The organism is Alkalihalophilus marmarensis DSM 21297 (assembly GCF_000474275.2).
Lineage (GTDB): Bacteria > Bacillota > Bacilli > Bacillales > Bacillaceae_D > Alkalihalophilus > Alkalihalophilus marmarensis.
Genome location: NZ_ATAE01000042.1, coordinates 15,508 through 29,210, shown reverse-complemented (window position 1 = coordinate 29,210; position 13,703 = coordinate 15,508). Strand labels below are relative to the sequence as shown.

Below are 13,703 nucleotides of genomic sequence, written 5' to 3'. Positions count from 1 at the left end.
AACAAGTATGTACCATATCGACCGAGCTTCTAGTCTTTTTAAAAGGATGAATAGCACCAAGGCAGCCCCTATCTGGATAGGGAGCATTAAACCGGTATACGAAAAGAATATCGACCACTTCCCATCTTGATCGGCAGGGATGTGTCCTACCGTCAGCATCAAACCCGAAATTACAATAGCAGCCCAAGTGAACATATAGTTAAGTAAAATAATCACAACAATAAGAAAACGCATAAAGACACCTCTGATGTTTAGTAGGTTAATTTTACCAGAAAATGACTGAAAGATGTTGCGTCTCATCAGTTAATAAATGAAACTGGCTGACTTATAAACGAAACTGAGCTTGATATTAACGAAGAACCCAATTTATAATCGAAATCACTATATTTATAAATAAACGCATCAAATATCTGGAAAACCCACCGTCACACCACCGAAAAAACCTCCGCCCAAACGGACGAAGGTTCCACATATCTTCTATTAAGTTGAAATAAAATCTCCGCCGTTCACATGCAGCGTCTGTCCTGTCATGTATGATGAGTCGTTGCTTGCTAGCAGCACATAGCAGCCGACATGTTCAACCGGCTGGCCTGGACGTCCCATCGGTGTGTCAGTCCCGAACTCAGCAACTGCATCCTCAGGGAAGGTTGCTGGAATCAGTGGTGTCCAGATTGGACCAGGAGCCACAGCATTAACGCGGATGCCGTCTTTGACAAGAGCTTGAGCCATTGAACGAGTAAAGCCGTTGATTGCACCTTTTGTAGCAGTGTAGTCAATCAGCTGCGGGTTGCCGCGGTACGGGTTAATAGAAGTCGTATTAATAATCGTACTTCCCGGCTTCAAGTAATCTATTGCCTTTTTCGTAAAGTAGAAGTACGAGTAAAAGTTCGTACGGAACGTCTTCTCAAGCTGCTCGCTCGTAATCTCTTTAATACTTTGTTTTGGATGCTGCTCGGCTGCGTTATTTACTAGAATATCTAATCCGCCGAGCTCCTCTACCGTTTTTTCCACGGCTTCATTACAGAATGACTCCTCACCGACATCTCCTGAAATTAAGAGGCATTTCACCCCTTCTTTTTCGACGCGTGCTTTCGTATCTTCGGCATCTTGGTGTTCATCTAGGTACACAATGGCAAGGTTCGCACCTTCCTTTGCATACGCCACAGCTACTGCTCGGCCGATCCCGCTGTCGCCGCCTGTGATCAGCGCGACTTTTCCTTTCAGCTTGCCGGTGCCAATATAGTTATCGTCCTCATAAATAGGGAGTGGATTCATCTCACTCTCAATACCAGGCTGACGACTTTGTGATTGTTTTGGCTGTCCATCGGTTTGATGATTTCGTAAATCCATTCTAATCTCCTCCTATTAATTGAAGCATTATCCTCTCTCTTTCATTAACCTGCTAAAGCGGATTTTAAACCAATAACAGGAAATAGGGACATTTGAAGCATGAAATATAAGGGAAGTGGATATTTCCATTTTCAACGGAATAGATTAGAACATAGATGGTTGATCTCAATAAAGGGGGTCCATATGAAAAAGCTAATGATGTGTGTGGTGATGCTCGTGCTCGGGTTCGTTCTTATTCTAGGAACAGCTAATGAAACAAAAGCTGCAAGTGCTGAAGTTGTTAAAATGGACGGAGCGCAAGTGGTAAACGGGAGGACGCTCGTGCCATTGAGGAGTGTGTTTGAAGAATTGGGTGCAAACGTTATATGGAATCAGCAGCAAAAGACAGTCACGATCACACATGGCGCAAAGAAAATCATGCTGAAAATCGATTCGAATCAAGTCAATGTGAATGGTCAGCCGCAAACAATTGATGTTGCACCGACGATAATCGGAGGCCGGACCTATGTACCGCTGCGCTTTATCAGTGAAACAATCGGAGCAGTAGTGAAATGGGAGCCGGCAAGTAAGACGGCGATCGTCGTTTATAACGGTAAAGAGATTCACATCAAGACGTATCGATCCTTTCTAAGGGATACCTCTAAGACGTACACCTTCTCACATTATGAAGGTATCAGCGTACTCGACTTTTTCGAAACGAAGAACAACCGAGATTACTGGAACACAACATTTACGTATGATGAAACAACTGTCGGTACGATTTATTACCGCGAAACGGCAAACGGGTTATACATGGGCACTAAATGGAATGATGGAAAGTACAGTGAGAGCGTAGAGTTGAAGTATCCAATTACGGTTGGAAGCTCTTGGGTCAATTACAATCCTGAGGGGTACGGGTATTCACGATCGACCATCACTTCCACTAACAAGACCTTCCGCATGCTGGGAGAAACCTACGCAAATACAGTCGAAGTAAAAGTGGTCTCAAGCACAGGATACAGCTATCTAGCCTACTTAATGCCAGGTGCAGGACTGGTTGGAGTGTTAAATGTGAACGGGGAATGCGGGGAGCAGTGTACGGTGCTGCGTGAAATAAAATAAAAACTATCATATAGGTCTAAAGTAACTGGTAAAAAAGTTTTGAACTGTAGTATCAATGGGTATATGGATTCTAACAAAAGGGGGATGGCCGTGAAACACTCGAGAATATTCATCTGGCAAATCATTGCAGCACTTTCAATCGCACCTATACTTTTAAACGCTTATTTAGATGAGTTGACCGGTCAAACCTATATCTTTATTTGGTCCCTCTTTTTAATCCCTATCATACTCATGTTAGTTCTTTACCCGAAGTGGAAGCTCATCATAGCGACGACCCTCTTTTTCACGATCGTTAAATATACAATCGAAACCATAACAGGTGCTATAAATACCCAGACTGATTTCGTTGTGAGCATGATGGCGACACTCATCAATTGGTCCATCATATTCGTTGTCGCTTATTTCCGAATGGAGAATAATAAGTTGATAGAGCAAGTCAAAAAGCTTGCATTGATTGACCCGCTAACAAACTTATACAACCGCAGATACTTTGACCTGCTGTTAGAAAAGGCAATCCCGCACAGCGAACGAGTAAATAAGCCGCTGCTTCTTATGATCTTAGACGTTGATCATTTTAAGCGGGTCAATGATACGTACGGCCATATATGCGGAGACGAGGCTTTGAAACATTTATCGCAGGTGATTAAAGAAAATGTAAGAAGCTCAGATGCTTACGTTCGGTTTGGCGGAGAAGAATTTGCTGTCATTATGCAGGATACAGACATTGACGAAGGAAAAATCGTCGCTGAACGGCTATGCAGCGAGGTTGCTAAATCTACATTTAAATACGCGGGAACACATATACCGCTCACCATCAGTATCGGCCTCACAATGTATGTTGGAGGAGATAAAGAAGACTTGATCAATCATGCAGACAAAGCACTATACCAAGCGAAACAAAATGGACGAAATCAGCTCTCGGTGTATGAATGCACGGCTGTATAAGACAATAGACTGACCTCTTTGCTAGAAGCGAAGGGGTCAGTTTTTGGTATGCGAGCATATAAGTAAGAACGATCAAACAGGAAAATTTTGAGATTTAACCTTTCAATAAAAGGAATTAATTAGTATTATATTACTAGTATTATTACAAAAATAGATAATAGTTACCTAAGAATGAAAAGGGGTGGAGAACGCGTGAGGAAATGTCCGCACTGCGGAAGTGAAATGTATGAAGACGCAGCCGAAGACATTGAAATCACTCCGAAAGAGCTTATTCTGAATAGCTTCCCGGCCTGGATATGTGAAAACTGCGTCTACTATGAAAAGATTGTGGAGGGGGACGAAGATGATTAAAGATCAGGTTGCAACAGGTGAAATTATCGCTAAAAGAGACGACGTTACCTATTTGTTGAGTTATGGAAATGATCAAGCGAGTATTCTCCATCTAGAGGCGAGAGTGCTTAGTGCACCTATGCACCCGGATGCCTTTTTGAAGATGGGATACTGGGAGGATTATACGGGCGGAGTCGATCTAGATGCGGTGATTCCAACATTAAGACTTGAAACAGAATCAGGAGAACTTGTAGCAATTAATAAGCTCAATACCGCTCCGCAATGTTTTGTTTTCAGGCAGTCTCCAACCGATCAAAAAGCATTATTTGCAGAGATTGAAAAAGGCCGTTTGAGACAGGGGTGGAGTTTTACAGAAGGTCTGTCCTTGCTGAGTGGAAAAGAACAATTTATTCAAGCTTTCGAGCAAGCAACTACACAGTGGGATGCCGTAAAACAGTGGGGAACACTAAGTCGAATGCTCAATATTAAGACCGGAGACTACATCGTTGTACCTAAGCAGCCAGACTCAAAGCATTTTACGATCATGAAGGCTAAGCCGAGAGAAGACGGGCTCGGCTGTTATGACTTTATCGAACCTTTAAAAGGGACAAATGATTACCGCCACGTTATCCATATTGATCCTGCTAGTATTCAGGTGGTACATTATGAAGCGATGTATCCGGCTGTGATTAAGCGCCTCCTGAAATCACGAGCTTACTCAAGCCCCGTCAATATGGTAAGAAAAAAAGGCTTTAAAGAAGCCATACATACGTTGATGATCGAATTCAATAAGACTGAACTTAAACAAGCCCACCCCCTGCAAGCAAAAATGAAAGAGGTCGAGAAAAGGCTGTATCAAGAGTGGGTCGAGGAGGCAAGAAACCTCACGCCAAGTGACTTTGAAAAAGTAGTCAAAAGCTTTATGGAAGCAAAAGGATTTACGATTAAACGTGCAAACCATTACGACCGCCTTGGCGGAGATATTGACCTCAAATGTACAAAGGAAGTCCCGCTTCATACCCCATTTGAGCCGAGCGTGATGGAAGTGACGTACTACATCCAAGTGAAAAAACACAAAGGCATAACTGGTGCTACAGGCGTGAAGCAGCTGAATCAAATGGTCGATCACCTGCCTCGTGAAAACGGGAAGTATGTTCAGAAAATTTTGCTCTCGCTTGCAGATGATTTTAGCGAGGATTGTAAAGTGCTTGCCGAAGAGAGTGAAGTGCTGCTGATTGACGGGGTGACGTTTGCTGAGATGTATGTGAAGAGTGATTAAGAAAGTGGGGGAATAGAATATGAACATAAAATCCAAAATTCTATTTATTCTACTATTATTTCTTGTAAATGGATTTATTTGGATTAATATTTATAGTAAATCAAATGCTTTCTTATCTGCACCAGCTATATCCGAAGTAATCGAAGAAGAATTAGATAGAGAGTTATCCAAAAATGAGCTAAAAGATAATGAAGTAGAAGAAGACGTATTGATAGAAACAAAACAAGTTGAACCAGAAAAAGAAACCAAAATAGTGGTCGAAGAAGTAAATATAGAAGAAGATCAGTCAAACAATGTGAAAAATGAGAAATATGATGATACTGAAGTCTCAGCACAGCATGACAACATTGTAAGTGAGCAGTCTAACACTCATTCATTTAAAGTAGCATATTTAGCTGGTGACTTATTTTTTCAATATAATGAGGCTGATCTTCATTTATACATGGATGTTTCGCAAGTTGAAGAAAGGTTAGGAACACCATTGAAGGAGGAAGTGGGAGAATATCAGTCGGTAGTAAATGACCTTGTGATTAATGTTATTGCTTATCATTATGATGATTTGATTATTTTTTTTGCGTCACAAACGGCTGATGTAATAGCGATGGTGTATTCTGGGGATGTAAAAATACTTAAAGAGGATTGGTGGAGAGGGATTAGAGGAGACAATCCTACCTTAGAAAATGACCTGATATATAGTCTAAGTAGGAAGCAAATACTGTGGATAAATACACATCACTCAGATGTAACTGGAGACTTTACGATCGAACTCTTTTCAAATAATTATTGAGATGGATGACCTTCTTCTTCTCTCTATGCCCCGCAGCACTTTGCCAGGCATTTTTTTGAAATATATATGAATGACGTTATCCTCGACACCTTTAGACATCATCAACTCTCAAAATGTTGTATTGTATGAATAATCATATAACTCTATGGATATGGGTTTACATTTTAGCTAGAGCGGTTATTATCTATTAAACAACCATTTAAGGAGAATCGATGCGATGTCTACTCTAAAGGATCCGACAAAGTTTACAGAACAACATCTAAAAGATCTCATGCAGCAAGTTCAGCAAAAAGGGACGGAACAAGCTGACCTTACATCATCTCAGCTTGTCGAAGAGATTGCTGCGGTTTTAAGACCATTTGTTAAACAAGAAGAAGCATAATAAATGTATAAGTTACCCAGGTCATCACATACTAACCATTAATTAGTTTGATAACGGAGGGATCCTATGCAACGTATCACCTTACAAATTGAGAAAATGAGCTGCGGAAATTGCTTAGAAACGGTAAAATCAGCGTTAGAAGGGCTCGATGGCGTCGACCGTGCCTATGTTCACTTAGAAGATAAGACGGCACGTGTAGACTACGATGCCTCGCGCGTTAACACTAAGCAGATGGCCGAAGCGGTCGAAGAAAAAGGATATATGATTGTACCATGAGCCGATCTGTGGATAGGCTCTTTTTTGTGTGTACAAAAGGTTAATTTTTATAATTTATAGAAAATTTTAAAAAGTTATTGATATTTAAGATTAGTGCGCTTATACTTGTCGTAGTGAAACGATTCACTATATTAAGTGAAAAAAATCCTTATAATTTAAATTGTAAGCGTATTTATTCACTTATTGTTAATGAAACGATTCACTATTACTGGTTGGGGGTGGTATAAGTTGAAGAAGTTATATGGAGTCACAACAGCAATGGTTACACCTTTTAATGATCAAGGTGAAGTGGAATTTACAAAAATTGATGAGCTTACTGATTTTTTAATTTCAAAAGGTGTTCACTGCTTATATCCTTTAGGAACTACAGGAGAAATGCTACGACTGTCAGTGGGAGAACGGAAGAGTGTAGCAGAAAGAGTAATTAAACAAGCAAACGGACGAGTGAATGTTTTTATACACGTAGGAGGAAATACTCAAGAGGAAACGATTGAGCTTGCACAACATGCTCACTCTGCTGGTGCAGATGGAATAGGGGTTGTGACACCTGTATTTTTTGGGGCAAGTGATAAGGAATTAGAAGAATATTTTGTAAAAGTTGCCCGCAGTGTTCCAAGAGACTTTCCTATTTATTTGTACAATATACCTCAATGTGCAGCAAACGACCTTAATGCCGAAGTAGCTCAGCGAGTAGCGGATCGTTTTGAAAATGTTATCGGGATTAAATATAGCTTTCCAGATTTCTTAAGAGTGAATGAATATTTAAATATTAACGAAGAAACATTTTCTGTTGTACCGGGAACTGACAGATTATTTCTCGCAGCTTTAGCAATGGGATGCGAAGGAGTCGTTTCGGGAGTCTCTTGTGTGTATCCGGAACCCTTTGTCGGGATCTATAACGCCTTTTTGGAAAAAGATTTAGAAAAAGCTAGGAAGTACCAAAGAATGGCTATCCGCTATTGTGAAACACTTAAAAACGGTAGTAATATGTCATATTTTAAAGCAGCCTTAAAAAATAGAGGGGTAGACGTAGGATATATGAAAGCACCTCAACTCGATTTAACGGAATCTGAAATGGAAGAGCTTTATAAGAAATTGGAAGAGTTAGATCAGTCTTACTTCATAGAGCCTAATTCAATTTTTTAATATGTGTTTAGTGGAAGATTCCGGGTTCATCTGAAATAATTAAACTATACTGAATGATTATAGTATAGTTATGAACTTGGAGGAAATATGAAGAACATAACGATCAAAGATGTAGCAAATAAAGCAGGAGTATCAGTTGGATCTGTATCCAAGGTGTTAAATAACAAAGGATACGTTAGTAAAGAAACTCGTGAAAAAGTAGAGATGGCCATTGAAGCATTAAATTATCAAGTGAATGCAGCTGCACGAAGCTTGAAAGCATCAAGGACAAAGAAAGTAGGGATGTTGGTTTCTTATATTTCAAATCCCTATCTTATGTCAATTGCCAAAACGATTGAGGACTCGCTTCGTGAACTTGGGTGTCATTTATTACTCATGAGCCACAATGAAGATGAAGCGACTGAACGAGAGCTGCTTCAGCTGATTATGGAGCAAAGAGTAGAAGCACTTGTATTAATACCTACTGGTGGAAATAGAGAGATGGTTCAAACGGTCATCAACCAGAAGATTCCTGTGTTACTAGTAGATAAAAAAGTAGAAGGAGTCAGTACAGATTTAATTGTAGATGACAATTATTACGGGTCATATGAGTCAATTAAATATCTGTCTTCATTAGGGCATTCCCGCATCGGTGTAATTTACGGGGTTACTAAAAACTCTGTAGGAAAAGAACGGTTGGACGGGGCATTAGATGCAATTAAAGATTTAGGATGTTCTTTAGATGAATCACTTATTAGGCCAGGAGAATTTGATTCTGAGAAAGCTTACAAATCAGCAACGGAACTGTTACTTTTACCAAATCCTCCTACTGCTATTTATTGCTGTAATAATACTATGACAACCGGGTTAATTAAGGCTATCAACGACCGAGGCATAAAGATTCCCGATGATATTTCTATCATCACATTTGGAGATGCTTCTCAATGGGAGCTTTTACAGCCGCCGTTAACTTTAATGACGCAGCCACTCAAGCGTATTGGGGTCGAAGCAGCAATTTTGCTGAAGAATCGCTTAATTATGAATGAAGAGTATTTGCCAAAACAACTCATCATCAAACCAGAACTGCAAATACGAAGTTCATGTGCATCCCCAAAGGTTGAAGTGAGGGATTAAAAAGACTAATTATGAATAGAAAAGGAAACTTGTTATGTTGAAAAGAAGGCCTAATATAGCTGTAGTTGGCAGCATTAATGTTGATTTAGTTATGGTAACAAGCAGGATTCCAGAAATAGGCGAGACGGTTATAGGTACAGATTTCAGACAATTATTTGGAGGTAAAGGTGCTAATCAAGCTATTAGTGCAGCGAGGCTCGGAGGTAATGTATCATTTATAGGCTGCATAGGTGATGATGACTATGGCTTACGAGCTAAGAAAGTATTAATGGATGAGGGCATACAAGTTGAAGGAATTCAAATGACGCAAAAAGCTCCTACAGGCACTGCCCAAATTACTAGGTGGAATAATGAGAACTCAATTATTGTTAATCCAGGAGCCAATGCAGAACTGACCACAGAGTGGGTATTGGAGAATCGAAACATAATTGAAAGCGCTGACATTGTTTTGACTCAATTAGAAATCCCTAAAGAAGTGGTGCAGACTGTTGTTGACATTGCTTATTCAAACCAGATACCTGTGATTTTAAATCCTGCTCCTGCACAATACTTAAGTGACGAGCTGCTTAAGAAAGTAACCTATTTAACACCGAATGAAAGTGAATTAAATGTACTTGCTGACTCTGCAGATTCTACAATTGAAGCAAAATTCAATTTGATTAGAAGAAAAGGTGTAAGAACGTTGATTGTCACCCAAGGTTCAAAAGGAGTTACATTTAATATTGGCAGCGATCTTCATTATAAAGAGGCAGTTACAGTTGAAGCACTTGACAGTACAGGAGCTGGAGATTCATTTAATGGCGCATTTGCAGTAGCTATTAGCCAAAAGAGCAGCATTAATGAAGCTGTTGCCTATGCTGTGAAAGCTTCAGGAATTTCTGTAACTAGGCTTGGAGCGCAAGATGGTATGCCATATCAGCATGAATTAGTGTAAGTACTATAATACAAGATAAAGGGAGAGGTCATTGCTTATGAAAAAGTGGTTTGTATTATTAATTGCTGTTTGTATAGGGTTAGCTGCTTGTAGTTCACCAACAAATCAAGAGTCTAATGACGATAATAGTGAAGCAGCTGCAAATGGAAATTCAGATTATCCGACCAATCAAATTGAATTAGTTGTACCATATTCTCCTGGCGGGGCATCTGATATGGTTTCACGTTCAGTAGCATCTTTTCTTGAACAAGATTTAGGAGTTCCAGTAGTAACAACAAATAAAACGGGTGGTACTGGAGCCGTTGGAATGTCCTATGTTGAAGGTAAAAATCCTGATGGATACACAATTGGTTATGTTCCAGTAGAAATGGCGATGTTAAGTGCTCTAGGTTTCGCTGATATTGATCCTTCAAATTTTGATTTACTTGGAAGAGTCATTGTTATTCCAGCAGCCATCACAGTTCCTGCTGACGCACCTTATGATACAATCGAAGAATTTATCGAGTTCGCAAAGGAAAACCCTGGTGATATTCGTGTCGGCAACTCAGGTACAGGTTCAATTTGGCATGTTGCCGCTGCAGGTTTAGCTGAAGAAACTGAGACAGAGTTAAGGTATGTTCCATTTGATGGAGGGGCTCCTGCAGTTGCTGCATTATTAGGTGGTCATATTGAAGCTGTATCAGTTAGTCCGTCTGAAGTAAAGGCCAATGTTGATAGCGGTGACCTTAAGATTCTTGCAGTAATGAGTGCTGAACGAGATGATACATTCCCTGACGTACCTACGCTAATTGAGTCTGGAATTGATTTAGAGATATCAGCTTGGGGTGGATTTGTAGTACCAGAAGGAACGCCGGATGATGTAAAAGAGAAACTTGAGGCCTCAATTGAAGCCGCGGTAGAATCAGAAGAGTTCCAAAAAGTATCTACAGAAAGAGGATTGAATGCTTCTCACCTTTCTGCAGATGACTTTACTCAATTTGCTAATGATCAGTATGAATTTTTCGGTGAGCTCATCCCAAGAATGGAATTACAGTAAGCCTATTAATACTCATCAAAAGAGAGAAATGAGTGAGCTGCTATGAAAAAAGCGAATGTAGTATTTAACGCTATTCTCATACTACTTTCAGGTTTTTTCTTCTATCAGTCTTTGTCTTTTCCAAGTGGAGCTGGCGGGGTTGGTCCCGCCTTCTTTCCACGTATCATGTTAGTTTCGATCATTTTAATATGTACTTACAATCTGATTGTTACTTTAATTAATCATACCAATGAACCCTTCTTTAAAGATATTGATAAAAATAAGGGTATCGCTTTTTGTGTAGTAGTGGGAAGTATGGCTGTAATGATTTTCTTACTTGGAAAACTACCTTTTATTCTAATCGCATCTACCATGCTATTTATTCAGTGTATCATAATGAGACTGAAAATTCTTACATCTGTATTAACTGCAAGTATTTTAAGTGTTTCAGTATATCTAATTTTTGTTAAAGGTTTTAATGTGCTTCTTTAGGGGAGGGGTTTCTTAATGGTAGATGCACTCATACAAACACTCCAACCTTCTGTATTGCTTTATATGATGATTGGTGTTGTTCTAGGAATTTTTATTGGAGCATTGCCCGGACTGACAGCGACAATGGGTGTAGCTATTCTTATCCCTTTAACATTTTGGCTTCAGCCTCAGGAAGGGTTAGCTATGCTGATTGCCATCTACTGTTCGTCTATCTTTGCTGGAGGGATACCTGCCATTCTACTTAATGCTCCAGGTACACCGGCATCTATGACTACAGCTTGGGATGGCTATGAATTAAATAAGCAAGGGAAAACCGGCTTAGCTCTCGGGGTAAATGCGATTTATTCTGCTCTAGGAGGGATTATAAGTACTGTTTTTCTTCTGGTAGCTGCTTTTCCAATATCGAGGGTCGCTTTAAGTTTTGGCCCGCCCGAATATTTTGCCCTTGCAATCTTCGGTCTTTCAATGATGATAAGTGTATCTGGAAAGTCAATTAGTAAAGGGTTAATTATGGGCTTCGTAGGATTGTTTATAGCAACCATCGGTCTTGATCCGATGTTATCGATGCCAAGGTTCACGTTTGGCAGTACATCTTTGCTTGATGGAATCTCCTTTATCCCAATTATGATCGGACTTTTTGGATTAGGAGAAGTTCTGTCACAAATATTAGATTCAAATAAAGAAGAAAAAGTTAAACCGAAAAAAATCGGCCGTATCCTGCCAAATAAACAGGAACGCAAATTAATGCGTAAACCTTTTTGGTTATCTTCCATGATCTCGACAATCACGGGTGCTATCCCAGGAGCTGGCGGGGATATTGCCTCAATGATTAGCTGGGAGCAAAGTAAACGATTCTCTAAAAATAAAGAGAAGTTCGGAAAAGGTTCCTTAGAGGGATTGAGTGCAAGTAGTACTGCAAATAATGCGGTAATTGGAGGAGCGTTTACCACAATGCTCACTTTAGGGCTTCCGGGTGATAGTGTTACAGCTATTTTAATAGGAGCTTTAATGGTTTATGGAATGCAGCCTGGTCCTACGTTATTTACCGATCATGTCGACTTTGTCTATATCATTATTTGTTTGTTGTTTCTTGCAAATATATTAGTATTGTTTATTGGTGTATTTGGAGCCAACATCTTCTCAAGAATTATGTTAGTCAAACGAGAGATTATATGGGCTTCGGTTATCTTGTTTAGTATAGTTGGCGCTTATGCTTTAAATAATTCATTATTTGATGTATGGGTAATGGCCTTTAGTGGTGTCATTGGTGTGGTTCTAAGAAAATTAGACTTTCCATTAGGACCATTAATTCTAGCACTTATTTTAGGACCGATGGCTGAGTCGAACCTGCGTCGATCTCTATCCATGAGTTTAGATGGTTCCCTAACATACTTTTTAACTCGGCCGATAACAATGACTCTCCTTACTATAGCTGTCCTTTCATTAATTTTCCCTTTAATAAAAGGGCTATATTTCAAGTCTAAAAACAATAAAAAGCCTGTAGACTTTTAAATTTTCTAGGAGGGATTGATTTGAAAAAATTTATTAATGCACCCGAAAATGTAGTAACCGAAATGTTAGAAGGATTGCTATTTGCTCATTCGGATTTACTAAAAACAGCAGACGATAACGTAAAAAATATTGTTCGTAAAGATGCCCCTGTAAAAGACAAGGTAGCTATTATTTCAGGTGGAGGGTCTGGCCACCTTCCTCTATTTCTAGGATACATTGGTGAGGGAATGTTGGACGGTGTAGCAGTCGGGGAGATTTTTGCCTCGCCGAGCTCGAGTCAAATTCTTTCAGTTACAAAACAAGTAGACTCTGGAAAAGGTGTGCTGTATCTTTACGGTAATTACGGTGGAGATGTGATGAACTTTGATATGGCTGGAGAAATGGCGGAGATGGAAGGAATCCAAACCGCTGCTGTAATCGGTACAGATGACGTAGCCTCAATGCCAAAAGGGGAAGAAGATCAAAGAAGAGGGGTGGCCGGTTTATTTTATTTATATAAAATGGCAGCTGCCAAAGCCGAAGAGGGTTCTTCCTTAGAAGAAGTTGTGCGGGTAACTGAACATGCTAGCCGTAATGTTCGAACGATGGGAGTAGCATTAAGTCCTTGCACTTTACCAGAAGTAGGAAAGCCTACGTTTAATATAGAAGAAGGTCAAATGGAAATTGGAATGGGGATTCACGGGGAGCCTGGCTACTATAAAGGAAAACTCCAATCTGCTGATGATATAACCTCTACACTTATTGAGGAAATCTCAGAGGACTTATCTCTTAACCAAGGTGATGAAGTGTCAGTATTAATTAATGGTCTTGGGGCAACACCTTTAGAAGAGCTGTACATTGTTTGCCGAAAAGTTAAAGATATTTTCTTAGATAGAGAAATTAATATTGAAAAGGTCTACGTTGGAGAATATGCGACTTCTTTAGAAATGGCTGGTCTGTCTATTTCTGTCCTGAAATTAGATGATGAATTAAAAAGGCTGTTACATCGCCCATTTAATACGCCATTTCATAAGCAGTTATAAATGAATGTATTCAGAGGAG

General features: G+C 39.7%; 15 protein-coding genes. 14 read left to right on the top strand and 1 reads right to left on the bottom strand.

Annotated features, from left to right (window positions below; all coding sequences use genetic code 11):
* Nucleotides 1-480: 480 nt before the first annotated feature.
* On the bottom strand, nt 481-1,350 hold the full coding sequence (locus A33I_RS15580) for an SDR family oxidoreductase (RefSeq protein WP_022629284.1): 870 nt from the start codon (nt 1,348-1,350) through the stop codon (nt 481-483).
* 183 nt (nt 1,351-1,533) lie between these two features.
* Between A33I_RS15580 and A33I_RS20345 the strand changes: the two genes are divergently transcribed.
* The 14 genes from A33I_RS20345 (at nt 1,534) to A33I_RS15520 (ending at nt 13,684) form a co-directional block, all read left to right on the top strand.
* Nucleotides 1,534-2,451 carry a copper amine oxidase N-terminal domain-containing protein gene (locus A33I_RS20345; protein ID WP_022629283.1) on the top strand — a complete coding sequence of 306 codons (918 nt, stop codon included), beginning with the start codon at nt 1,534-1,536 and terminating at the stop codon, nt 2,449-2,451.
* Between the two features lie 90 nt (nt 2,452-2,541).
* A complete protein-coding gene (locus A33I_RS15570; protein ID WP_022629282.1) occupies nt 2,542-3,396 on the top strand; it encodes a GGDEF domain-containing protein in 855 nt (284 codons plus the stop codon).
* Nucleotides 3,397-3,588: 192 nt separating this feature from the next.
* The gene (locus tag A33I_RS20935; RefSeq protein ID WP_022629281.1) at nt 3,589-3,747 is read left to right on the top strand and encodes a hypothetical protein; all 159 of its coding nucleotides are present in this window, start codon (nt 3,589-3,591) and stop codon (nt 3,745-3,747) included.
* A complete protein-coding gene (locus A33I_RS15565) occupies nt 3,740-5,005 on the top strand; it encodes a restriction endonuclease (protein ID WP_022629280.1) in 1,266 nt (421 codons plus the stop codon). Before A33I_RS20935 ends, A33I_RS15565 begins: the two co-directional genes overlap by 8 nt.
* Before the next feature lie 19 nt (nt 5,006-5,024).
* The gene (locus A33I_RS15560) at nt 5,025-5,792 is read left to right on the top strand and encodes a hypothetical protein (protein WP_022629279.1); all 768 of its coding nucleotides are present in this window, start codon (nt 5,025-5,027) and stop codon (nt 5,790-5,792) included.
* Between the two features lie 217 nt (nt 5,793-6,009).
* Nucleotides 6,010-6,174, top strand: a complete 165-nt coding sequence (locus A33I_RS20930) for a YwzD family small protein (protein ID WP_022629278.1) — start codon at nt 6,010-6,012, stop codon at nt 6,172-6,174.
* A 66-nt stretch (nt 6,175-6,240) separates the two neighbouring features.
* The gene (locus A33I_RS15555) at nt 6,241-6,450 is read left to right on the top strand and encodes a cation transporter (protein WP_022629277.1); all 210 of its coding nucleotides are present in this window, start codon (nt 6,241-6,243) and stop codon (nt 6,448-6,450) included.
* Nucleotides 6,451-6,639: 189 nt separating this feature from the next.
* Nucleotides 6,640-7,596, top strand: coding sequence for a dihydrodipicolinate synthase family protein (locus A33I_RS15550; RefSeq protein WP_338012142.1), 957 nt, complete (start codon nt 6,640-6,642; stop codon nt 7,594-7,596).
* 87 nt (nt 7,597-7,683) lie between these two features.
* Nucleotides 7,684-8,709 carry a LacI family DNA-binding transcriptional regulator gene (locus tag A33I_RS15545; RefSeq protein ID WP_022629275.1) on the top strand — a complete coding sequence of 342 codons (1,026 nt, stop codon included), beginning with the start codon at nt 7,684-7,686 and terminating at the stop codon, nt 8,707-8,709.
* 34 nt (nt 8,710-8,743) lie between these two features.
* Nucleotides 8,744-9,643, top strand: coding sequence for a ribokinase (gene rbsK / locus A33I_RS15540; RefSeq protein ID WP_022629274.1), 900 nt, complete (start codon nt 8,744-8,746; stop codon nt 9,641-9,643).
* A gap of 37 nt (nt 9,644-9,680) precedes the next feature.
* Nucleotides 9,681-10,679 (top strand): tripartite tricarboxylate transporter substrate binding protein, encoded by a 999-nt coding sequence (locus tag A33I_RS15535; protein ID WP_022629273.1) that lies wholly within the window; start codon nt 9,681-9,683, stop codon nt 10,677-10,679.
* Between the two features lie 42 nt (nt 10,680-10,721).
* Complete coding sequence (locus A33I_RS15530) at nt 10,722-11,150, top strand: tripartite tricarboxylate transporter TctB family protein (RefSeq protein ID WP_022629272.1); 429 nt, start codon at nt 10,722-10,724, stop codon at nt 11,148-11,150.
* A gap of 15 nt (nt 11,151-11,165) precedes the next feature.
* On the top strand, nt 11,166-12,662 hold the full coding sequence (locus tag A33I_RS15525; protein ID WP_022629271.1) for a tripartite tricarboxylate transporter permease: 1,497 nt from the start codon (nt 11,166-11,168) through the stop codon (nt 12,660-12,662).
* Nucleotides 12,663-12,682: 20 nt separating this feature from the next.
* On the top strand, nt 12,683-13,684 hold the full coding sequence (locus A33I_RS15520; protein WP_022629270.1) for a dihydroxyacetone kinase subunit DhaK: 1,002 nt from the start codon (nt 12,683-12,685) through the stop codon (nt 13,682-13,684).
* The last annotated feature ends 19 nt before the right edge of the window (nt 13,685-13,703 follow it).